Here is a 23452-nt window from a genome sequence, read left to right on the forward strand (position 1 = left end):
ATCTAATCGGGTCGAAATTTATCAATTTAACAATACAACTAAGACAATCAGCTAATCGTTTATAGACAATTGTATATATAATAATTCAGAGTATATGCGTTGGATTTGGGTTGTGGTACAGCGCTAAAATATAAAAATAGAGGGAATAGCATGAAAACCTTGCAATTTATCGCAGATTGCCCAAAACATGGAGTGGTCGATCATCCACCGAATGAATGCTATATCACGCAAGAATACGTGGCGGCATTGTTGTATAAACAATTAGAACAATATGGCTTCGATGCACAGCATATTCGTCATGAACATGAAAAAATTGAAGTATGTATCGACAATCACCAATTGCCGCTTTCGATTTTATGTTCGCAACAGGATACCGAAGGACATATTCTTTGTGAAATCTCAGCCAATCCACAGCAAGAACAAGCTTGGTTTGAGCGTATTGAGACACAAAGTATTATTCGCCAATTGGCCCAAGCCGTGGAAAATAGCTTAAAAGCCGAACATAGCTTTTCCCAGTTTGTGTGGAAAAGCTAAGACAGTTTTACGAATACAATCTTAAATGAAGTGATTTAACATCAAGACCGTTTAGGTGTATGGTGTATATTGATTTAAACGCTTTATTTGAGAGTATAGGTGCATGATACAGGTCGATTTTTCTAAATTATCTCCGCAAGTGGTTTGGCAACATTTCGAGACCTTATGTACGATTCCTCGACCTTCCAAACATGAACAACAATTAAGACAACATCTAAAAGATTGGGCGGAACAGCGCAACTTGCAAACCTATGTGGATGACATTGGTAATCTAATTATTCGAAAAGCTGCTACAGCAGGTAAAGAGCACGTTGCAGGTGTGATTTTGCAAGGCCATTTAGATATGGTGACTCAGGCAAATCGCGGAACCCAACATGATTTCTTCAAAGATCCCATTCGACCTGTATTAAAAGATGGCTGGCTGATTGCTGAAAATACCACATTGGGTGCCGATAATGGCATTGGAGTTGCACTGGCGTTAGCAGTCCTGGAATCAAATGATATTGCGCATGGTCCGATTGAAGTCCTACTCACTATTGATGAAGAGGCGGGAATGAGCGGTGCCCGTTTACTTGAGACAGGCGTTTTAACTGGACAATGGTTATTTAATATCGATACAGAGGAATGGGGCGAACTCTATCTTGGCTGTGCTGGGAGTATTGACCTAGAAGTAGGACAGCCACTTGAATATGAAACAGCACCCGCTAATTTAATTTATGTAGATGTGCTGGTGTCAGGACTAAAAGGTGGACACTCTGGTGTTGATATTCATCTGGGGCGTGGTAATGCCAATGTCATTCTAGCCCATTTCCTCAATGATTATTTGGCACAATCCGATGGTCGACTGGTTGAATTTATAGGTGGAACAGCACGCAATGCCATCCCGCGTGAAGCCGTGGCAACCATTGCTATTCAAGCGGAACAACTGGCAGACTTAGAACAAGCGATTGCATTAACACAAGCTGAATGGCAGCAGAAACTACAAGGCATTGATGATCAGTTGCAAATCACCGCACAGCAAAATACCAATCAGATCAATGAAGTGATTGCGCTGCATCAACAACAAGCTTGGTTAAAAGCATTGGCAACGTGTCCTTATGGCATAGCAGAGTGGAGTAGTGCTTTACCCGATGTGGTTGAAACCTCGAATAATATTGGTGTGGTCAAACTGACCAAAGATGAGGCCAAAACTTTGATTATGGTTCGTTCGATGGTGAACCAAGAAGCAGTGACATTCGCACATAATATTCAACAGCATTTTGCCAGCTTTGAAATTCAGTCAGATTTAACGCCGTTAGTCTCAGGTTGGACACCGAATCCAGATTCAGCTGCATTGAAATGTCTACAACAAGCTTATCAATCTGCATTTAAGATTGAGCCAAACTTGAAAGTGATTCATGCGGGCTTGGAATGCGGCATTATTGCGGAGCATTATCCTGATTTGCAGATGGTATCTTTTGGCCCGGATATTCAGGGTGCGCATGCACCTGGTGAGCGGGTTAAAGTAGATACGGTAGAGAAATGCTGGAAGTTGTTGGTGACGGCTTTGGAGAGTGTAGCTTAATTTAATGTTTTAATCAGATCAGACCAATGATCCTGTCTTGGTCTGATCAATCAATGATAAATATTGTGTTGGTACATGTATTGTTAGCCAAACACCATTTTCTGCCTGATGAAACTCAAAGCCATCTTTATACATTTGTAGTGTGTTAATTAAGAATAGCACAGGCTTACCATAGCGTTGGCCTACATTCAAAGCCGTTTCTTTATTTTCACTTAGATGCACATAATGGCGCTGTCCAGCGATTAGGCCTTGCGTCTGAATTGAATCTATAAATCGACTCGCTGTGCCATGATATAAATATTGTGGTGGCTCAAGCGCAATCATTTGCCGTTGTACCGTATTTGTTGAGTGGCCTTGCACAGCTCTGATCATCAAACCATCTTCTGAGATTTGGAAGCGTTTTTTATCATTTTGTTCTGCGATGACTTGGAGTAATGCTTCATCTAGAGGAACATTGTGTTGTTGTGCAGCTTCAATAAGCTCAGCAATTTTTGCCCAACCTTCTTGATCAAGTTGAAGCCCAATTTGTTCAGGCTTATGTCGTAATATCAGGCTTAAAAATTTGCTTATTTGAGTATGTTCTTTCATATTTAATATTCACTATTCTACGTTTACTTTGACCTGAAACAGGTTTTGATCGAGTTCGATAAACTTAATTCCACAATCAATAAATTTTTCAATCATCGCTGCTTGTGTACGGGTATGTTCGCTAATACATTGTGCGGTAAATTCACCCCCTTGTCCCAATGCCAAAGGTAATAACAACTGATCCGCTAAATACTCATCGACTGAAGCATTAGATTCCAGATATTGCTTCACCTTTTCCGCCAAATGATTGGCAATCTGTTCTGCACTTTTGCGTATTTCACCTAAAGCAGTAAATAGCTGGATGTGATGCTGATGTTCAACTTTGACATACACTGTATTACCTTGGCTAATGCCGTTTAAATGAAACTGCTGTTGTGTATCTAGTTTTAGTCTTTTATTTAAGGTTGCCAATTCCCGTTGTGCGATTTGTGCTTCTTCGGAAAGGTTGAGTACTGCCGCAAAAGCCTTTGTCGTTTGCAAAGTACCACGATCTAATAAATTTAACTTGTTTCGTTGTTGCCAAGGTTGAATCTTGATTTGAATTTCACCAGCACCAATCGGGAAGAAGCCTGCTTTATTTAACTTAAACTCGACCGCTATTCCAAGTTTTTCTAATACTGGCAAAAAACATTGCTCGATAAAATCTGCCGTTGGCGCAAGCGGGTTGTGAGTGCCACCAGAAATAGTCAATTCACTGGCTTCATTTTGTAATAACAAAGCCGGTAAGAGCGTTTGTAAAACCAGTGTCGTACTTCCTGCCGAACCAATCTGGAATTGGTATTTTCCACTTTGTACATGCTGTGGTGCGAAGTACAAACGCTGGCTATGAAGTTCAGCACCTTCCACATAGGCTTGGCTGATGTGTTGAGATGCCTGTACACAGACCAGATGCTGACGCATTAAGCCAGGTTTCTTACGCCCAGCACGAATGTTGATTAATTCAAATGCCTGACCTGTAATCATCGAAAGGGCAAGGGCGGTTCTTAAAATCTGTCCTCCACCTTCACCTTGTGAGCCATCAATCTGGATGGCTGCTGGCATATTTGCCAAAGCTTTATTCACTTCTGTTTTCCTTATTTTGTAATTTAATGAACATACTGTCAGTACATGGTAATGCGAAGTAACGTGTGACTTTGCTTTCGGCAAAGCTTTGCTAGGTACATGGTGCTGAGCCTAATCAGTGAAGATTGATGCACGGCTCACATGCTGCCATAGCCGCCTGAATTATTTTCAATCCCTCAGATCGGAGTAATGCAGGATCTTGTACTCGCCCAGTATGCCCAAACTGTGCTTGTGAACTAAATTCACAAAATTTGTTGTCTATTCGACTAAATCAATTTGCCAATTGGCAGCCTGAATCTTGATATTTAAATCGCGTAGTTTCGCGCTGATATCATCGGCTTGTTTTTGCAAGCTAGAAACAGGGATAACCTTCTTCCATTTGATCTCACGTGAGCTATAACGATCCTGTTCACGATGGGTATTGGCAATCGCCTCAACCAGAATCTTATGCTGTTCAGCATAACTATCACGCAAGCTTAATAGGGACAGCAGAGTTTTGCCATCCTCAAGCTTTGGTTGTGCATTGGTCAAATGAATACGACAAATCAGTTGATTACTTTCTTGGGTTAAAGCAAACACCTGTTTGATCAGTTCATTTGGATCTTCACTCGGTTCATCACCGTCTTGTACCAGTACATTGGCGTTGATCCGTTGTTTTAATGAAGCGAGCTTTTTTTGTTGATCGCTTCGAAGTAACAATGCTTCTGCGAGTTTCATCTTTTATTTTCCTAAAAAATTTATTCTTTAATCTGTTGAGCTGGCAAGTAGTAAGCAGCCTTTATTTTGCTCTGGTGAATAAATGGTTAAGCACCAATTACCCCACCATTCTCGGCCAGGTTCAAAATAATCATTCCATTCAGAACTTTCTTCCCGAGCACTACCTGGGTAGCCAACCCAATCATATATTTCACAGTCTTTCTCCGTGAAAAGGCATAGCTGCAAGAATGCTCGGAAGAATGCTGCCCGATGAGACGAGGCAAGGATTGTTCCATAGGGTGGATCAATGATTGCCGCTAACAAGCTCAAAAACCAATTATGTCCAGAAAATAAATCGGGTCTGTCCAAACGATCAAGATTTATAAGGCTGCGATCTAATTGCTCTATCGCTAGTGAGTTCAAGTCTAACGTTTTTTCCAACGCTAAACTTTCACAATTCAATAGCATCTGTTGATGAATAGTCAGCGTATTCAAAGATTCCCTTTGATGTATGACATCAAACAAAAAAACTTCAAATACGGCTTGTATGGCATCAAGATTAGATTGTAATCCTTTGCTCTTCAAATGATCTAATTGGACAAACATATATGCACCTTCTGGTTGTGCTCAGGTATTTAGCCCTTAACACAGACCACTTGTCTTAATGTATACACCACTTCAACCAAATCCTGCTGTGCTTTCATGACATCTTCAATCGGTTTATAAGCCGACGGAATCTCATCAATCACGGCTGCATCTTTGCGACATTCAACACCTTCGGTCTGCGCAATCTGATCTTCTACGGTAAAGCGACGTTTTGCTTCAGCACGGCTCATGACACGACCTGCACCATGCGAACATGAACAGAACGATTCCTGATTTCCAAGCCCACGAACAATAAAAGACTTGGCTCCCATTGAACCAGGGATAATTCCATATTCTCCCAAACGTGCCCGCACAGCGCCTTTACGGGTCACCATCACTTCTTCGCCGTAATGCTGTTCCTTTTCCACATAATTATGGTGGCAATTCACGGCTTCTAATCGTGCTTGGAACGGTTTTGGGATAATCGTCGCTAAGGCTTTAATCGCAGACTGCATCATGATTTCACGGTTTTTCATGGCAAAGCGTTGTGCCCAACCGACAGCAAACCAATAATCATCAAAGTGCTCAGTACCTTCGACTAAATATGCCAAATCTTTGTTGGGTAAGTTAATAAAATGCTTTTGCATATCTTTACGCGCCAGTTCGATAAAATGATTACCGATGGCATTACCGACACCGCGAGAACCTGAGTGCAACATAATCCAGACATGGTCATGTTCGTCTAAGCAGACTTCGACAAAGTGATTTCCTGTACCTAAAGTTCCCAACTGTTTGCGGTTATTGGTATTTTTAAGCCGAGGGTGCTTCGCACAGATCAATTCAAAATCTGCAACTAAATCAGCCCAGGCCTGATCTACCATTTCAGGTGGAGTTTCCCAAGAACCTTTATCTCGTCCACGTTTGGTCATTCCGTGCGGAATCAAACGTTCCAGCTCAGTACGTAAAGCATATAAATTATCGGGTAAATCAGAGGCAGTTAAGCTGGTACGCGTCGCCATCATCCCGCAGCCGATATCAACACCGACGGCAGCAGGGATGATTGCTCCTTTGGTTGGAATCACGCTTCCGATGGTTGCGCCTAAACCAAAATGAACGTCGGGCATTACGGCCATCCATTTATAAATAAACGGCATTTGTGCGGTTTGTAGTAATTGTTGTTTGGAGTTGTCATCAACAAGCACACCATTGGTCCACATTTTTACTGGCATACTCGTTTCATTTTTTAAAACTTGATAAGCACGTTGTTGCTGTTCTTGTTCAAATTGAGCTTGTTGGTTGATTTGTTCAACGACAGACATTTTCATTTTCCTTTCAAAGCCTGCCTGCCAAGCGTTTGCAGGCAGGTGATATTCACAAGATCCCAATGATATTGTATGTCTATACTATTGCACTGACTGTGCCAACTTTTTTAAATTTAATTTTTATAATTAGTAAAACATTGATAAATAATTAAAATAAAATTTTTAAATATCTTTTAAACTGCAATCAAGGCTTAGTTCTAGTAAATTTTTTATATTTATTAAGATATAAAAGTATCCTAAAAGATATAGGTGTTGTTGTGAGTTTTATCTGTCTCCCCACATACTGCAAACTTATTAAGATTTTTCAATTTTTGTAAGTTGGCCTATATCATCTAAGCTAAATTGATCAAAATCATGAGCTAAGTAGAAGTTGCCTTGATAGAATTTTCTAACTTCTTCAGCAATTGCTTGTTGCCCGGCATAGTCCTGATGGCGTGGACTAAAGTGCGTCAAGATCAGATTACTTAGCCCTTGCTGTTGAGCAAATTCAGCAACTCTCTTTGCAGAACTATGCATGGGGCCTGATCCCACTTTATCTAAAACAGCTTGAGTGTAGGTGCTTTCATGAATAAGGAGTTGGACATCTTGGCAGGCTTTTTCCAATAGCTCAGGACGATCATTATCTCCACCCACGATGGCATGTATACGTTGCGTCTGGATTTGAGTGAAATCAGTTGCTTTCAACGTTTGTTGATTAAACTGAATATCTTGACCGTGTTGTAAGTCTCCCCAAACTTTACCTTTAGGTACGCCGAGTTGAACTAAAGCCTGTGTATCTAGTTTCTTTTGGGTGTATTGCGCAATAATACTGAATGCAAAACTGGGTACGCGGTGACTCAGTGGATGAGCTTGAATCGAGAGTTCATCGGTTAACGGTAGAATCTGAGTTGCTTCATTCACATCGATAAAGTTGAGTGGATAGGGTAAATGTAAATCCGTTAATTGGGCCGTAACCTTAATCCATTGTTGAATTTCTTTGGGCGCAATAATGGTTAAAGGCGCAGTGCGTGCATTCATACCTGCACTGGCCAATAAGCCAACCAATCCATAACAATGATCGCCGTGCACATGGGTAATACAGATGGCAACTAGGCTTTGCAATGAAAGTTTGGCCTGTTGAATACGATGCTGTGTAGCTTCACCAGCATCAACCAGTATCCAGTCTTTATTCTTGCTGTTACGGATAGCTAGGCCAGAGACGTTGCGTGTGAGTGTGGGTACACCAGAAGAGGTGCCTAAAAAAGTAAAATGAAGCATATTGTTGGAATTTATCATTGAAATGCGTATTGTATATGATAGTCATATATAAAATATTATAGAAATTATGCTGAATGCAAAGAAAACTGTCGTGATTGGCTTTGTCGGCTCTACTTTAGATCAGGGAAAGCGTCCTGACCGCTGGCAACGCTGGCGTCCAACCTTGAGCCTTCTGATGCATGAAGATCTGATGGTGGATGAACTGGTACTGTTGCATGATCGGCAACACCATAATCTAGTTAAATTTATTGCTGAAGATGCCCAGCAGCTATCACCATCGACCACTGTCTCAGGCCAGCGTGTCAGTATTCGTGATCCTTGGGATTTTGCCGAGGTCTATGGTGCGCTGTATGACTTTGTGAAAATTTATCCCTTTGATACGGAAAATAATAACTATCTTTTGCATATCACCACAGGTACCCATGTTGCGCAAATCTGTTGGTATCTATTGGTCGATGCCAATTATCTACCTGCCAAGCTGATTCAAAGTGCACCCAACCAACAAAAAACGCCAGAAGGTGAATACCGCGTCATCGATCTGGATTTGTCACGTTATGATGTGCTCAAGCAACGTTTTGAAGATGAACAGCAACAAAACTGGCAACAGTTAAAAGCCAATATTTCAACCTATAACCACGAATTTAATCAACTGATCACCGAGGTTGAGTTGGTGGCGACACGTTCGAGTGCACCGATTTTGATTATGGGTGCCACCGGTGTAGGTAAATCGCATTTAGCCAAACAAATCTTTCAGTTAAAGAAAGACAAGTTTCATTTGAGTGGGCGTTTTATTGATGTGAACTGTGCGACGCTTCGTGGTGATAGTGCTATGTCGAGTTTGTTTGGGCATATCAAGGGAGCATTTACAGGTGCAGCGGCTTCACGAACAGGTTTATTAAAAAGTGCTGATCAGGGTATTTTATTTCTGGATGAAATTGGTGAGCTTGGGCTAGATGAGCAAGCGATGCTGCTTAAGGCACTCGAAGATAAATCCTTCTTTCCTGTTGGAAGTGATAAAGAGGTTCAGGCCGATTTTCAACTGATTGCAGGGACAAATAAAGATTTAAGAACCGAAGTGCAAGCAGGGCGTTTCCGTGAGGACTTATGGGCACGATTGAATACATGGACTTTCTTTTTACCCAATCTTAAAGATCGAATTGAAGATATTGCCCCCAATATTGAGTTCGAGTTGCAACGTTTTGCGGCGAACCATCAACGACAATTACGTTTTCAACGTGATGCACTTGATGTGTATTTGAAATTTGCCAAGTCGAAGGAAGCATCCTGGCAGGGGAATTTCCGGGATTTAACTGCCAGTGTGACCCGATTAGCGACATTATCCAGTGGTGAACTGATCCGTTTAGAGACGGTGGAAAAAGAGATTCAGCGTTTAAAGCAACTGTGGTCGATTCAAACCACACAAAACCAATCTAAAGATGTAGATATTCTCCTCAAATATTTAGACCAAACCCAGTTGAGCGCGATTGATGAGTTTGATCAGATTCAGCTGCGTGGCGTGCTGCAAGTCTGTGAACATGCCAAGTCGATGGCGGATGCTGGGCGACAGTTGTTTGCTGCTTCACGCCAGCAACGTAACACCACCAATGACAGCGACCGAGTCAAAAAGTATTTGGCTCGGTTTGGCTTGAGTTGGAGTGACTTTCAGTAATCATTCGGCTGGATGATTTTTCTTTATTTGGGATTGGCTGGGTAGAAACTCTAAGTTCCAAAGTTTTTCGGCATATCGGCCAATCCACCAGAAAGATGCAGCGAGCAAGATAAAGAAAATGGCTTTGTGCATGCCATTCCAGAAAAACTCAAAGTACTTGGTGTAGAGATTAATAAATAAGAAGGTGATACCAAAACCGCGTGAGGTGGCATCATCGTGTTTTAAACCGTAGACAATCGCGATCATGGCAATAAATGCAAATAGTATGCCCCAATGTAATAACTCATATTGTTTAACGTTATACCAGCTGCCTAAGTCACCATAATTGCCAAAGATTGAGAGAATCCATAAGGCAATAAACAGATAAAGTAGTCCCATGACATAAGTTGAATGGGCGAAGTCTCTAAAATATGCATAGCGTTTAAATAGCAGGCTTAAGCCAATTAAGGCACCGCCAAAAAAGACAAAGCGTAACGGGAAGTTCATCCCAAGATAATAGGCACCCCAACCTGACATATAGCCAGTTTCCGTCCCAAACCAAGAACCGAGCGCAAGCAGCGAGAACAGCCAGATCAATCTGGATGGGAACCAGAACGCAAGTGCTGCATAAATAATAGTGGAAAGCAGGAATAACAAAGAAAAATGTCCGCTGCCTGTATCAATCGCCTGACCGAAATAGGCGACCGACGCTGCGGTGGACAGCACGCCTGCGAAAATAATCGCTTCATTGCTAAATTGATGCTGGGGTTTGGTTCTACGTCGACGATAGGCAAAGCCATAAAAGGTGGCCGCCACCACAGCAAAAATTAGACATGGGATAATCTTGGAATCGATAAAGATTTTTTCAATCAGCTCCATCAAGAACTGATCGGCAGTCATTGCAGCGATGGCAATCACGGCACAAATCATTGCAATCCAGAATGAGTATTTTGCCATTCGTTCCCAGTCAAACGGACGAATCGAAAAGCTACGCTTTAACTCATTGGCTACATCGGGCGTAATCGTGCCTTGTTGTTGCCATTGTTCAATGGTTTGCTTTAAAAAAAGCCCCTGTTTTTTATTGAATTGCATTATTAAAGAACCCCCAAATGTCTGCACATCTCTACTGATATAACAGACATTGGAGTCAATAGGCGTATATTTTTCTTAGTAATTTGTTGTTAAGTCTACAGTTTTAAAAAGCGGGTAATGACCTGACGCAATTGTTTAAGATAACCAGTAAAGAAATGATTGGCGCCTGGCAGAATCGTGATCGGATGTTTTTGTGGTTTCGCCCACGCGATCATATCTGAGAGCAGGGTAATATCATCCTGCTCGCCATGAACAAACAGGATATCGCCGTCGATAGCCGGGGTCTTGTAATGACGTAAATCGACGACCGAACCCGTAGGTAAGCCACATAACACCAGTTGTTTGGGACGTAATTCTTCGCTGAGTTGTGCTTGGCATTTTGCCAATACGTGAGAACCGAAGCTGAAACCACCCGCATAGAAGGTTAAACCTGCATGTTTTGCACGTGCATATTCAATTACAGCCATGATGTCATCCGTTTCGCCGTGTCCCTGATCATGGGTGCCTTCACTGCCAGCTAAACCACGGAAGCTAGGACGATACACGATACAGCCCATTTCATTAAAAATCTGAGCCAGCAGTACAGGGACTTTATGATTTGGTGTTCCACCTTGCAAGGGATGTGGATGGCAGACCACAGCAAAACCTGTGACTTCACCTTGAGGTTGATCGACAAACATTTCAATTTGACCAACAGGACCCTGGATGAATAATTGCTCAGACATAAGATACGCAATGGATAATGGAAGAATCCACTATTTTACCGATAATGAAGAATGAAAACACGAATTGGCATTAAAAATTATCAACTGTTATAGTTTCATCAAGTTAAATTTATTTTTTGATTGATTATGCTTGCTTTAATTTCTCCAGCGAAAACACTTGATTACACAACGGCTTTACCTACGGATACATATACTCAGCCACGTTTATTAGAACAATCACAGCAGTTGATTGATGTATGTCGCAAGCTTTCTGCGAGTGAAATCGCATCGTTGATGACCGTGAGCGAGAAAATCGCCACCTTGAATGTAGAACGTTTCCGTGACTGGAATGCAGATTTTGATTTTTCCAATGCACGTCAAGCCTTGTTTGCATTTAAAGGCGATGTGTATACCGGTTTAGATGCTTATCACTTAAACGATCAGGATATTGATTTTGCACAGCAGCATTTGCGTATGTTGTCTGGTCTTTATGGTTTATTACGTCCATTGGATTTGATGATGCCGTACCGTTTGGAAATGGGAACTAAACTAAAAAATAGCCGTGGTCATAATCTATATGAATTCTGGGGCAGTATTATCACCGATCAAATTAACCAGGATTTAGCTGAAATTGATGCAAAAGTGTTGGTAAATTTGGCCTCTGACGAATATTATAAATCTGTGAATGAAAAGAAAATTCAGGCAGAAATCATCAAGCCTGTATTCTTGGATCAGAAGAACGGAAAATACAAAGTCATTAGTTTCTATGCAAAAAAAGCGCGTGGGCTGATGGCGAGATACTTGATTGAAAATAAATTAAGCCAAGTAGAACAATTAAAAGCATTTGATAGTGAAGGGTATTACTTTGATGCTGCAAGTTCATCGGATAAAGAATTGGTCTTTAAGCGAGATGAACAGCACGCAGCTTAGATTTGCCTTGGGCAGGGTGGGATGTTAACCAAACAACATTTATTAAAGCACGCGATATCGTCTGATCAAGTCCGAATCAAAGGGCATCTGACAGAACCTCGGAGTTATGGGGTGTATGCATTGCCTTTAGATACGGATGGCACTCGACGGTTCCGGTTTGGTAATCATCCTGTCCGTCAACAGGAACTGAAACATGAGTTTGGTTCCTGTACCTTGTATCAACTCTTTCTTGAGCGTAAAGACGCTGAATCATTGGCAAAGTGGCTGAATAAAGCAATTCAATGAGGCTTAGAAATGCAGCAGTATTTAACACGACTAGAAAAATCATGGTTTGAACTGCATCGGCATTATCATTCTTCTGAACCGCAGAAAATTTTTAATAAGTTGATTGCTGCCTATAGTGAAAAGCAGCGGGCTTATCATACGCTTCAGCATTTGTATGAATGTTTGACCTTGCTTGATTCAATTCGACCTGATTTAAAAGATGCTTATTCAGTTGAGTTAGCACTGTGGTTTCATGATGCGATCTATGATCCGCAAGCAAAAGATAATGAGCTAAAAAGTGCGGAGCTGTTTGAAAAGTATATGGCTCAGGACCTATCTGTTGAGATTGTTGAAAAGATAAAGCGTTGGATTATTGCGACGCAAAAGCATGAATCGACGAACGAATTGGATTTGCAATTTTTACTGGATATCGATTTGGCAATTCTAGCGGCTTCACCAGAACGTTTCGAGGAATATGAGCAACAGATTCAACAAGAATATGCTTGGGTGGATCCAGATGTTTATTCCATTAAACGAAAAGAAGTTCTCGCACATTTTTATCAAGCGGAACCGTTGTATCAAACGGAATATTTTCAACAGAATTTTGAGCAAAGGGCGAAGCAAAATTTAAATCGAATATTAAACATTTAGAATTGAGAGAATCATGGATCAGCTAATTCAAACATTGAAAGAGCTAGCGAAACAGCATCCGTTAGAAAAATATTTTATATGGGAGTTGCCAAAAAGTAATCCATTACCAATCCCTGTGCATCTTGCCTCCATATTTGAGCAAAATATTTATTTAAAACATAATTTCAATTCTTTATTGAATTCAGACGATTTAGCTGGTCGGTACTGGTTGATTCAAGAGTGGGGAGGTATACGTTCTTTTAAGCAAAATCCTAAAAATGACCTGTTATTGCTTAAATTTGAAAGTGAACTTACAAAAGGTGCTTTAACAAGAACTACTTTTTCAGTGATCTCTTCTTTATCAAAAGTCGCATCCTTTATGGATCATCGGGCTTATGCAGTTTATGATTCCAGAGTCATTTATTCTTTAAACTGGTTGTTGTTTAAATATTCAACATTAAAAGAATTTTATCCTCAGCCGATTGGAAGGAATGCTGATATAACTCAATATGAACTTAATACGATTTTTAATTTGTTTGATGGTCCTGTGAACTATAAAACTCACCGCATTGCTTATCATGATTATTGCCAATTAATGAAAAAATTATCAATGGAAGTGTATGCTAAGAGTGAGCCGTATTGGACCGAAATGCTTTTGTTTATCCTTGCACCAAAATATATTGTGAATGATATAAAAAGTTCATTACAGATAGCATTAAAATGCTAGAAAGAAATGAGTGTTTTGGCGATTAAAAAAGGGAGCAAATAGCTCCCTTTGCTTTTTCTTTTCTTACTTAAAGAAATAACCTGTCTCAGGCGAGCTGGCATTGGCCATACGCTTACGAGGCATACGACCCGCCAAGAATGCTTCACGACCTGCTTCAACGGCTTTTTTCATCGCAGAAGCCATTAAAATTGGATTTTGAGCTGCAGCAATCGCCGTGTTCATCAGTACGCCATCACAGCCAAGTTCCATTGCAATGGCAGCGTCACTGGCAGTACCCACACCGGCATCCACCAATACAGGAACTTTGGCATTTTCTTTGATGATTGAAATGGTGTGTGGATTCAAAATACCAAGACCAGAGCCAATCAAGCTGCCTAAAGGCATGATCGCAACACAACCCATGCTCTCAAGTTCTTGGGCAACAATCGGGTCATCCGAGGTATAAACCATGATTTCAAAACCATCATCAATCAAGGTTTGCGCTGCTTTAAGCGTTGCTGTCACATTCGGGTACAAGGTTTTTTCATCACCGAGTACTTCCAGCTTTACCAGATTGTGACCATCAAGTAATTCACGAGCCAGCATACAGGTACGAATCGCACTATCTGCATCAAAACAGCCAGCAGTATTCGGCAGAATGGTGTACTTCTCTGGTGGAATCACTGAAAGCAGATTCGGCTGATCGGTATGTTGTCCGATATTCACACGACGAATCGCAACGGTGACAATTTCTGCACCACTTGCTTGAATGGCTAAGTCTGTTTCATTTAAATCTTTATATTTACCAGTTCCGACCAATAAACGTGATTGAAATGTACGTGAACCAATAATTAAAGGGGAATCTTGCATGGGCTTACTCCATTTTTAGCCAATTAGCCGCCACCAACAGCTTGAATAATTTCAATACGATCTTCAGGAGCAATCAATGTCTGCTCAAGTCTACTTTTCGGAATAATCTGTTGGTTCTTTTCTACAGCAAAACGTTTGCCTTCAAGCGTCAGGCTTTGAATGAGTTGCTGCAGATTTTCACAAGACGTGTCTGTTGACTCGCCGTTTAAATAGATATGCATGATAAATCCTTATTTCGCATGCTTGATCGCTTGCCATGCGAGCATGATCCAGCCCACGATCATAAATGCACCGCCAATCGGGGTGATGGCACCTAAGATTCTAGGCAGACCAAGCGCCATAATGTACAACGAACCACAGAAAAAGATGATGCCAATTTGGATCAAAATATAAGGAATTTTTATAGGGAAGGTTGCAGTGGTTTTATGTAGGACACCTAAAACCAGTAATCCAATCGCATGATAGAAAAAGTACTGGGTTGCTGTATTCCACCAAGCCAGTTGTTCTGGTGTGGCAAAAGATTTGAGGCCATGGGCACCGAAAGCGCCTAACATCACTGCAAGCGCAAGATTAAGCGCCGAGATTGCTATCCACATAATGATAATGGAACTAGAAACTTGATGAACAAAGTTAACATATTCGGGTGTTTAAACAAAGCCAGATAAAACAAAAGGGCATGAAAGCCCTTGTGTTTGATGTAATCTTAACTCGCAGACATGGCGGTTTTGATTTTTTCCATTGCATTTTTTTCTAGCTGGCGAATACGTTCAGCAGAAACGTTATATTCAGCAGCCAGTTCGTGCAAAGTGGATTTGTCATCATCTAACCAGCGGCGCTGTAAAATATTACGTGAGCGATCATCAAGCTGGTCCATCGCTTCATGCAAGGCAGAAGTGCTTTGCTCTTCGTAATCTTCTTCCTCGATCAGACGTGCAGGGTCGTAACGATTATCTTCGAGATACAATGCTGGTGCAGTATGCGGGGTATCGTCATCATCATCGCCTTGAGCTTCAAACGCAGCATCATAGGCAGTTAAACGACCTTCCATTTCTAACACCTGTTCAGGTGTAACATTCAAATCATTGGCAATCGATTTGGCTTCTTCCAAAGTCAATCGCTTGCTCGATTTCTTGAGGCTACGCAAGTTAAAGAACAGTTTACGTTGTGCCTTGGTGGTCGCAATTTTGACGATACGCCAGTTACGGATCACATATTCGTGAATTTCAGCTTTAATCCAGTGCACGGCAAAAGAAACTAAACGAACCCCCATATTAGGGTCGAAACGTTTCACTGCTTTCATGAGTCCGAGGTTACCTTCTTGGATGAGATCACCTTGTGGCAATCCGTAACCTGCGTAACTACGTGCGATATGTACGACAAAGCGGAGATGTGACATTACCAAAAGTTTGGCAGCATCAAGGTCTTGGTCATAATAGTAACGCTCAGCAAGTTCTTTTTCCTGCTCGGCCGTTAAAATTGGAATTTGATTGACAGTACTGATATATGCACCAAGGTTTACACCTGGCGCAGACAATGACAGGGGCATCAATTGATTGCTGCTGTCAGTAGTCATGGATTCTCCTTATAGGATGGTATTTAAGTCAACAATTTCATCTTAATGCGAATGCTCTTCATCACTAAGGAAATTTGAGTATAGAAATGTAAAGTAAACTATTTTATCTTTACCAAGAGTTTAGCAAAGAATCACATAGATTCAATTAAATAGTGAAATTCGTGCTCTGAAATTTTTTGTGTCTGGCATTGAAGTTGCTGAATTTGGCAATATCGTGTTACATCAATTTCACTATGTGGATCAGATGATTTCAACAAAAACTGTTTGGAATGGTCCGCTTTTTTTAAAGCGCGTTTTAACATCAGCAAGGGCATAGGACAGGGTTGTCCTAATGCATCAATGATTTCCGGGGTGTTGATTGTGTCGGTCATATTCAATTAAATCACTTCATTCAAAATTATCTTAACAAATTTCTGCGTAATTTTTATGATAAAAATTCCATTAAAAAAACAGCTAAATTATTGAAAAAAACAGATAGAACAGATGGAAATAACTAAAAATAATTCTATTAATTGTCATAAACCCGTGATAAGCTCGATGCGTTTTAGGAAGAGTTTAATACACAATTAATGTAATAAACCCTATAACAAATGGATGTAACCGGAAATTGTTGATAGTTTTACAGAATGATTACAAGCTTTAAAATTATAAATATTTTAAAACCTTGTTGGCTCTGCTGTTTGCAACACCGGAAGGTCCTTATCTTTCAATATCTGAGGATTGACTTATGACAGCTCGTGAACAAGGCGTAGTAAAGTGGTTTAACGACACTAAAGGCTTTGGTTTTATTCAGCGTAATGGTGGTGATGACGTATTCGTTCATTTCCGCGCAATTATGGGCGATGGCCACCGTTCTTTACGTGACGGCCAACGTGTAGAATTCAGTGTTGTTCAAGGACAAAAAGGTTTCCAAGCTGAAAACGTTCAGCCTTTAGACTAATTTGTTGCCTTAACGCAATATAAAAACGCTCCAATGTAATTTGGGGCGTTTTTGTTTATAATAGCCACTTTCTTTTGGTCATTGATGGTTCGAGAGCATATATGACGACTGGTTTTGAAACCTTAAATTTACATCCGCAGTTGAAGAAAGCGATTGATGCTTTGGGTTTTACAAAAATGACCCCAATTCAGCAAAAGGTTTTAAAATATACATTAGCAGGGCATGATGCCATTGGTCGGGCACAAACGGGTACTGGTAAAACGGCTGCCTTCTTGATTAGCGTGATCAATGATCTGTTGAATAATCCAGTTCAAGAACAGCGTTTTCGTGGTGAGCCACGTGCGTTAATTTTAGCGCCAACTCGTGAGTTAGCGTTACAGATCGAAAGTGATGCACAAGCATTAACCAAATTTTCAAATTTGCATCTGGTCACTTTGTTGGGCGGTGTAGATTTTGAAAAGCAAAAGAAAATGCTGGACCGTAATTTTGTCGATATTATTGTGGCTACACCAGGCCGTTTAATTGATTTTGTCGAGCAAAAAGAAGTCTGGTTAGACAAAATTGAATTCTTGGTGATTGACGAAGCGGATCGTTTACTCGATATGGGCTTTATCCCGTCAGTGAAGAGAATTGTTCGTTTTTCACCGTTTAAAGAGCAACGCCAAACCCTGATGTTCTCTGCAACATTTAGCTATGATGTGCTTAATCTTGCCCGTCAATGGTTGTTTGAGCCGGTTACAGTTGAAATCGAGCCTGAGCAAAAAACCAATAACGATGTTGAACAGCGGGTTTATGTGGTTGCGAAAGAAGATAAATACAAACTGTTGCAAGAAATCCTGCGTGAAGAACCGATTGATAAAGTGATGATCTTTGCCAACCGTCGTGATCAGGTGCGTCGTTTATATGATCATTTGAAACGTGATGGTTATCGTGTGGGGATGTTATCGGGTGAAATTGCACAAGATAAGCGTCTGAAAATGCTAGATCAATTCAAGCAGGGTAAGAACAATATCATGATCGCGACCGATGTTGCGGGGCGTGGTATCCATGTCGATGGTGTTTCGCATGTGATTAACTTTACCTTGCCTGAACAGTCTGATGATTATGTTCATCGTATTGGCCGTACAGGTCGTGCGGGTGCACAAGGCGTGAGTATCAGCTTCTTGTCGGAAGATGATGCTTTCTATTTGCCTGAAATTGAAAAAGCGATTGGTAAGAAATTGCCTTTAACGCGTTTAGAAGGTTATTGCTAAGTCTTAATATGTTTAATTAAGACTAACAATTGCTTCTGAAAAAAAGGCCAAATCATTCCGCGATTTGGCCTTTTTGATTATTTAGTAAGATTTGCTACCCAAATTACACAAAACACTAAAGATTTTTTTATAATTCCTGTGATTAGTTGCTGAATTGAAATAAATCAACATGTAGAATATGGCGCATTACCTGGGAGGATATTATGGCTCTAATCTCAATGCGCCAGCTCTTGGATCACGCTGCAGAATATAACTACGGCGTACCAGCGTTTAACGTAAACAACTTAGAACAAATGCGTGCAATCATGCTCGCTGCGGATGCAACAAATTCACCTGTCATCGTGCAAGCTTCGGCTGGTGCGCGTAAATACGCAGGTGCACCTTTCTTACGTCACCTTATTTTAGCTGCGATTGAAGAGTGGCCACATATTCCAGTGGTAATGCATCAAGATCATGGTACAAGTCCAGATGTTTGCCAACGTTCGATCCAGTTGGGCTTCAGCTCAGTGATGATGGATGGTTCACTGGGTGCGGATGGTAAGACACCAACAACCTATGATTATAACGTTGATGTAACCCGTCGCGTGGTTGCAATGGCGCATGCTTGCGGTGTTTCTGTTGAAGGTGAGATTGGTTGCCTGGGTAGCCTTGAAACCGGTATGGCGGGTGAAGAAGATGGCGTAGGCGCTGAAGGTGTACTCGATCATTCTCAATTACTGACTTCTGTTGAAGAAGCGACCCAGTTCGTGGCGGATACCAATGTAGATGCTTTAGCAATTGCTGTTGGTACTTCTCACGGTGCGTATAAGTTTACTCGTCCACCTACAGGCGATATTCTTGCAATTGACCGTATCAAAGAAATTCATGCTGCATTGCCAAACACGCATCTTGTAATGCACGGTTCAAGCTCTGTGCCGCAAGAATGGTTAGCTGTGATTAATCAGTACGGTGGTGATATTAAAGAAACTTATGGTGTGCCTGTAGATCAGCTGGTTGAAGCGATCAAACATGGTGTGCGTAAGATTAACATCGATACCGATTTACGTTTGGCTTCTACGGGCGCAATGCGTCGTATGATGGCAGAAAAACCAAGTGAATTTGATCCACGTAAATTCTTTGGCGAAACTGTTGAAGCAATGAAAGAAATCTGTGTTGCGCGTTACGAAGCATTTGGTACCGCAGGGCATGCAGACAAGATTCGTCCAATTTCTTTAGAGAAAATGGTTGATCGTTACAAATAATTTATTTGTAATGCACAAAAAATAGCGGCTAGTCCGCTATTTTTTTATGTCATTTTTGGAAAAATAAAATGCCAGCACATTGCTGGCATTCTACTTGAGCTTAACTTACTTTTTTTGCTGAGCTTTAGAGTCCAGGTTGGCGTCTTTGATTTCAACATAAGCATTGGCGCGAAGTTCACGCATCCAGCTATCGACTTCAGTATCAAATAGGCGTTCACCCAGAATTTGACGTGCCATACGTTCTTGCACTTCTTTGGTCATGTCCTGCTGGCGAGTATCGGTTACTTGCAGAATATGCCAGCCGAATTGACTCTGGAACGGTTGGCTGACTTGTCCAACAGGAGTCTCTTTCATGACTTTTTCAAATTCAGGCACCATCACACCAGGACTAACCCAGCCTAAGCTACCGCCATCACGTGCTGAGCCTGTATCATTTGAATAAGTTGCAGCCAAGGTCGCGAAATCATCACCCGCTTTAGCACGTTTGTACAGACTATCAATCATTTGCTTGGCACGATCTAGACTCACCACTTCAGAAGGCTGAATCAGGATGTGACGGGTCTGGTATTGTGGAACCAGTGCTTTTTGATCATTCTGTTTGCGTTCGAGTAACTTTAAGACATGTATGCCATCACGAACATTGATCAGTTCAGTTGTTTGTCCCACTTGAAGTGGTGTGATGCGCGCTGCCAGTTCGGTCGGAATCTCTGATAATGAACGGAAGCCCATATCAAGACCATCGACTTTTACAGCACCGGTCGAAAGTTTGCTGCTGATGGCTTTAGGATCATCACTGGTTGATAGGGATTGTTTAACCTGTTGAGCAACTTGCTGAGCGGCATCGGCATTGTCACCGGAAATACGCATATGAATCACGTGAACCTGTGTACCGAGTGCGGCCTGACCTTCTGGAGATTTCAGGAAGTTTTCAACGTCATGATCACTGATCTTGATGCGTGACATAACTTGCTGTTGACGTAAACGGCCAATAGCAAGGTCTTCCGCAACACGGTTACGCAAGTTTTCATAAGTACCAGGCGCAATAGCGTCTAGTTTTTGCTGAAACGCTTCTAGCGAGTTGGCACCGGATTGATTGGCAACTTTTAGCACTGCAGCATTTAAGGTTTTTTCATCTGCTTTAATGCCGTAACGCTTGACCTGTTCAAGCTGGGCTTGGCGGACAATCAGTTGGTCTAAAACCTGCATTTGCAAGTACTGTTGCGGTGGAACTGTTTTGTTTTGTGCTTTTAATTGATGTTCTGTTTCAGCAACACCTTGTTCTAAATCACTTTTAAGAATGACACTATTGTCCACAATTGCCACAACCTCATCCGTTGGTTGAGCAAAGCTTTGCATTGATGAAGAAATTAGGGCAGCGAGAACAGTGGCTCTAAAGATATGTTGAAAAGGTTTTATCTTCATTAACGTTGTGTCCAAGATTGATTAATTTTGTTGAAACCTAAAACTCTACTCTCCAGAAGTGAAGCGAGCTTATTGTTTAAAGCACCAAGACCTTTTAGTGTGAATTCAGCCATAACCGCATTCTTTTTACGCACATCTGGGGTATTTGGATCATCCAGATCGTTATAGTAAGAACGGCCATAGACTGACACAGCCCAACAACAAGATTCATAATTTACGCCAAGTAAATATTCACGCATCACGTTGTTGTCGATGTCATATTGAGCATGCCCCATAATACGCCAATTGTCTTTTACAGGTTGTATAAAGGATGCAACCACTTGGTCATAAGAATTTTGACGATCTTCAATTTTCTTTCTATAGAAATAACCTAAGTTATATAGATTACCTTTATCACCGGTATAGTAGGCTTGGAAATCGCGTTGCGCATTATCGCCATTTTCCATCCAGGCTGAGTTAGAGCTAATGGTAAAGTTCTGGTTAAGCTGACTAGACAGGCTGACGATAGGGCCGGTACGGCGTTGGGTGTCAAATTCATCCAGTTTTTCATTTAGGCTGACACGACGATCACTAAAATAATAACTTTGTCCGACACTGGCTTTAATCCGTTCTAAACCTTCGGTATCTAAAAGGCTATAAGTTACACCCAGTGACAAGAAATTATTATCATCTAAACGGTCATGCCCATAGAAACGATAGGGGTTAAATAGTTGATCGTAATTGATTGACGCAGAAGTTGAGTCAAAGTTTGGATGATCGTCTTGCTTTCTATAAGGCGAATAAGCATAAAAAGCACGAGGTGAAATGCTTTGTAAATACTTGCCGTCTTTTTCAAAGGTCATCCCTGTTGCTAGGGTGAACTGTGGTACTACCACTGATTTTTCTAAATCATCAGAAGCCGATAATCCACGACCTTCTTTTGAATCCTGATCGAAGAAGGTGTTGATGCTACGCACAGAAACTTCTGGCACAACATAGAACCATGATGGCGTCAGGTAGTTGTATCGGACTGCAAACTGGTTGTAGATACGGGTACCGCTTGATTCCAGCGCAGAACCATCTTCAATTGATTTCTTGAAGTATGCGGTATCGTTATTAAATTCATATTGCAGACCTTGTGGGTCACCCGTGACATAATTTAATAAGAATTGTGGCAGTCGGGCATAAGGCTTGTCTGCATCTTTAATCGTTTTATCTAGCGTCTGGAAGTCTTCGACTTTTAACTGCGCTCTAAGACCAGGAATTCCATTTGCATAGTTAAGTTCCCAGGCACGACGTAAATTCAGATCAGTACGGGTGTTGGGGTTGTTATTAAAGTCAGCAAAATAATCTTTATCTGATGCGTAGTTATATTCTAGATTGGTCGACCACTGGTCATTAATATTCCAGTTATGAAGAAAGTGAAGGTCTTCACGGTCCTGATCATCATATTGATTATCTTGAGCAATATAACCACCCCAAATACGACCTGAACCGAAGTTTTCAGTCATATAACGGAATTCGGCATCTAATTTAGCACCGCGTTTGCTCATAAAGCTTGGTGTAAGCGTAAGGTCGTAATTCGGTGCAAGGTTGAGATAAACCGGCGCAGCAAGTTGAGCGCCACCATCATTGCTGTAGCCAAAGTTTGGGCTGAGTAAACCTGTGGTGCGGCGGTCATCGATTGGGAAATTGAAATAAGGAACGGCAAGGACGGGTACATCTTTTACGTAAAATTTTGTACCACGGGTCACACCACGACCTGTATCCTGATTTAACTCAATTTCTTTGGCCTGAATCTTCCATGCCGGTTTTTGTTCTGGTGGACATGCGGTATAACTCGCATCTTTAAAGATCACCAGATTTTCATTGGCACGTTTGATCTGACTGGCATGACCATGTGCATGTTGTTGTTCTGAGATATAGAAACTGTTATTTAAATCCCCGGTCTGGGTCTTTAAATTATAGTTAATCGCATCACTTTGGGTGAGCAGGCCAGATTGCGCTAGTTGCACTCGGCCTTCGGCATTGGCATGCGTTTGAGTCGAATCAATAGTCACCTGATCGGCACGAATAGTGCGACCTTCCTGATCGATAACCACGTTGCCCTGAAGCACAGAGTCACCCGCTGGATTGTAGTGTCCATAATCCGCTGTAATTACCGAGGTGGTTGTACTTGCATCGCCTGCCTTGGTTTCGGGATTAATCGGCGTAACCCAGGTACCTTGGCAAAAAGAGGAGCTTAAATAGCGGTTGTCGCGCAATTGTGCTTCTGGTGCAGATTTGTCTACGTAATATTGCTGGAAAAAACTTTCTCCAGGATAACTTTCCTGGTCTTGCTGTCCTTGATTTCGAATGGCTGCTTTGAGCTGTTTGTTGTCAAGCGTAGAGACAGCATCAGCTGGTGCCGCGAAACTGGATTGAATCGAGCCGCCGCACAAGAGTGTCAAAATAGCTGTTGCTAAAGGATTAAATTTAAACTGATGTTTCATTGTCTCATTAACCAGTACGCTAATTCACAATTAATTATTGTCGCATCATAGAGAAAAAGTTGATAAGTGGCTACACTTAAGCTTTCAAAATCTCAGCTAG

The 23452-nt window shown here is 41.4% G+C and carries 25 protein-coding genes; 10 read left to right on the forward strand and 15 right to left on the reverse strand.

Going from position 1 to position 23452, the window contains the following annotated elements; translation table 11 throughout:
- Positions 1-150: 150 nt before the first annotated feature.
- On the forward strand, positions 151-534 hold the full coding sequence (locus MSG93_RS04275; RefSeq protein WP_005286345.1) for a hypothetical protein: 384 nt from the start codon (positions 151-153) through the stop codon (positions 532-534).
- 103 nt (positions 535-637) lie between these two features.
- A complete protein-coding gene (locus MSG93_RS04280) occupies positions 638-2098 on the forward strand; it encodes an aminoacyl-histidine dipeptidase (RefSeq protein ID WP_324620692.1) in 1461 nt (486 codons plus the stop codon).
- Between the two features lie 18 nt (positions 2099-2116).
- Here MSG93_RS04280 and MSG93_RS04285 read toward each other — a convergent pair whose 3' ends face one another.
- From MSG93_RS04285 to MSG93_RS04310, 6 genes are all read right to left on the reverse strand, one after another.
- Positions 2117-2686, reverse strand: a complete 570-nt coding sequence (locus tag MSG93_RS04285; RefSeq protein WP_324620693.1) for an RNA 2'-phosphotransferase — start codon at positions 2684-2686, stop codon at positions 2117-2119.
- A 12-nt stretch (positions 2687-2698) separates the two neighbouring features.
- The gene (gene rtcA / locus MSG93_RS04290; protein WP_324620694.1) at positions 2699-3748 is read right to left on the reverse strand and encodes an RNA 3'-terminal phosphate cyclase; all 1050 of its coding nucleotides are present in this window, start codon (positions 3746-3748) and stop codon (positions 2699-2701) included.
- Between the two features lie 258 nt (positions 3749-4006).
- On the reverse strand, positions 4007-4465 hold the full coding sequence (locus MSG93_RS04295; RefSeq protein WP_324620695.1) for a DIP1984 family protein: 459 nt from the start codon (positions 4463-4465) through the stop codon (positions 4007-4009).
- A 27-nt stretch (positions 4466-4492) separates the two neighbouring features.
- The gene (locus MSG93_RS04300; RefSeq protein ID WP_324620696.1) at positions 4493-5050 is read right to left on the reverse strand and encodes a hypothetical protein; all 558 of its coding nucleotides are present in this window, start codon (positions 5048-5050) and stop codon (positions 4493-4495) included.
- A gap of 29 nt (positions 5051-5079) precedes the next feature.
- Entirely contained in the window at positions 5080-6348 is a 1269-nt protein-coding gene (locus MSG93_RS04305) for an RtcB family protein (protein WP_005286329.1), read from the reverse strand.
- Positions 6349-6645: 297 nt separating this feature from the next.
- The gene (locus MSG93_RS04310) at positions 6646-7608 is read right to left on the reverse strand and encodes a ribonuclease Z (protein ID WP_324620697.1); all 963 of its coding nucleotides are present in this window, start codon (positions 7606-7608) and stop codon (positions 6646-6648) included.
- A 67-nt stretch (positions 7609-7675) separates the two neighbouring features.
- On the opposite strand from MSG93_RS04310, the gene rtcR reads away from it, so the two are divergent.
- Positions 7676-9277, forward strand: a complete 1602-nt coding sequence (gene rtcR / locus MSG93_RS04315; protein WP_324620698.1) for an RNA repair transcriptional activator RtcR — start codon at positions 7676-7678, stop codon at positions 9275-9277.
- On the opposite strand, the gene MSG93_RS04320 is transcribed toward rtcR, so the two are convergent.
- Together MSG93_RS04320 and MSG93_RS04325 are read right to left on the reverse strand one after the other, a co-directional pair.
- Entirely contained in the window at positions 9278-10348 is a 1071-nt protein-coding gene (locus tag MSG93_RS04320) for a DUF2157 domain-containing protein (RefSeq protein WP_324620700.1), read from the reverse strand.
- 95 nt (positions 10349-10443) lie between these two features.
- Complete coding sequence (locus tag MSG93_RS04325; protein WP_324620701.1) at positions 10444-11073, reverse strand: hydrolase; 630 nt, start codon at positions 11071-11073, stop codon at positions 10444-10446.
- Between the two features lie 126 nt (positions 11074-11199).
- Here MSG93_RS04325 and yaaA point away from each other — a divergent pair, with 126 nt between their 5' ends.
- Genes yaaA through MSG93_RS04345 form a run of 4 tightly spaced genes read left to right on the forward strand, consistent with a single transcriptional unit; the run spans position 11200 to position 13603 of the window.
- Positions 11200-11982, forward strand: a complete 783-nt coding sequence (yaaA, locus tag MSG93_RS04330; protein ID WP_324620702.1) for a peroxide stress protein YaaA — start codon at positions 11200-11202, stop codon at positions 11980-11982.
- Between the two features lie 21 nt (positions 11983-12003).
- A complete protein-coding gene (locus MSG93_RS04335) occupies positions 12004-12267 on the forward strand; it encodes a hypothetical protein (RefSeq protein ID WP_032881552.1) in 264 nt (87 codons plus the stop codon).
- 9 nt (positions 12268-12276) lie between these two features.
- Positions 12277-12897 (forward strand): metal-dependent hydrolase, encoded by a 621-nt coding sequence (locus MSG93_RS04340; RefSeq protein ID WP_324620703.1) that lies wholly within the window; start codon positions 12277-12279, stop codon positions 12895-12897.
- 13 nt (positions 12898-12910) lie between these two features.
- The gene (locus MSG93_RS04345) at positions 12911-13603 is read left to right on the forward strand and encodes a hypothetical protein (protein ID WP_324620704.1); all 693 of its coding nucleotides are present in this window, start codon (positions 12911-12913) and stop codon (positions 13601-13603) included.
- A 63-nt stretch (positions 13604-13666) separates the two neighbouring features.
- On the opposite strand, the gene MSG93_RS04350 is transcribed toward MSG93_RS04345, so the two are convergent.
- The 5 genes from MSG93_RS04350 to MSG93_RS04370 all read right to left on the reverse strand — a co-directional run bounded on the left by MSG93_RS04350 (position 13667) and on the right by MSG93_RS04370 (position 16396).
- A complete protein-coding gene (locus MSG93_RS04350) occupies positions 13667-14452 on the reverse strand; it encodes a thiazole synthase (protein WP_324620705.1) in 786 nt (261 codons plus the stop codon).
- A gap of 23 nt (positions 14453-14475) precedes the next feature.
- On the reverse strand, positions 14476-14673 hold the full coding sequence (gene thiS / locus MSG93_RS04355) for a sulfur carrier protein ThiS (protein WP_005286303.1): 198 nt from the start codon (positions 14671-14673) through the stop codon (positions 14476-14478).
- 9 nt (positions 14674-14682) lie between these two features.
- A complete protein-coding gene (locus MSG93_RS04360; RefSeq protein ID WP_324620706.1) occupies positions 14683-15048 on the reverse strand; it encodes a DUF423 domain-containing protein in 366 nt (121 codons plus the stop codon).
- A gap of 107 nt (positions 15049-15155) precedes the next feature.
- Positions 15156-16025: an RNA polymerase sigma factor RpoH gene (gene rpoH / locus MSG93_RS04365; protein WP_005230860.1), complete on the reverse strand. Its 870-nt coding sequence runs from the start codon at positions 16023-16025 to the stop codon at positions 15156-15158.
- A gap of 131 nt (positions 16026-16156) precedes the next feature.
- Positions 16157-16396 carry a sulfurtransferase TusA family protein gene (locus MSG93_RS04370; RefSeq protein WP_005230859.1) on the reverse strand — a complete coding sequence of 80 codons (240 nt, stop codon included), beginning with the start codon at positions 16394-16396 and terminating at the stop codon, positions 16157-16159.
- A 356-nt stretch (positions 16397-16752) separates the two neighbouring features.
- Between MSG93_RS04370 and MSG93_RS04375 the strand changes: the two genes are divergently transcribed.
- From MSG93_RS04375 to fba, 3 genes are all read left to right on the forward strand, one after another.
- Positions 16753-16965: a cold-shock protein gene (locus MSG93_RS04375; RefSeq protein ID WP_004653893.1), complete on the forward strand. Its 213-nt coding sequence runs from the start codon at positions 16753-16755 to the stop codon at positions 16963-16965.
- Between the two features lie 101 nt (positions 16966-17066).
- Positions 17067-18218: an ATP-dependent RNA helicase RhlB gene (rhlB, locus tag MSG93_RS04380; RefSeq protein ID WP_005230851.1), complete on the forward strand. Its 1152-nt coding sequence runs from the start codon at positions 17067-17069 to the stop codon at positions 18216-18218.
- 203 nt (positions 18219-18421) lie between these two features.
- Positions 18422-19459, forward strand: coding sequence for a class II fructose-bisphosphate aldolase (gene fba, locus MSG93_RS04385; RefSeq protein WP_005230849.1), 1038 nt, complete (start codon positions 18422-18424; stop codon positions 19457-19459).
- A 105-nt stretch (positions 19460-19564) separates the two neighbouring features.
- Here the strand turns inward: fba and MSG93_RS04390 are convergent, their stop codons facing one another.
- Together MSG93_RS04390 and MSG93_RS04395 are read right to left on the reverse strand one after the other, a co-directional pair.
- Positions 19565-20881, reverse strand: coding sequence for a peptidylprolyl isomerase (locus tag MSG93_RS04390; protein WP_262764290.1), 1317 nt, complete (start codon positions 20879-20881; stop codon positions 19565-19567).
- Entirely contained in the window at positions 20881-23352 is a 2472-nt protein-coding gene (locus MSG93_RS04395) for an LPS-assembly protein LptD (protein WP_324620709.1), read from the reverse strand. The genes MSG93_RS04390 and MSG93_RS04395 overlap by 1 nt, the downstream gene beginning before the upstream one ends.
- Between the last annotated feature and the right edge of the window lie 100 nt (positions 23353-23452).

It is taken from the genome of Acinetobacter sp. IK40, assembly GCF_035615075.1.
GTDB lineage: Bacteria > Pseudomonadota > Gammaproteobacteria > Pseudomonadales > Moraxellaceae > Acinetobacter > Acinetobacter courvalinii.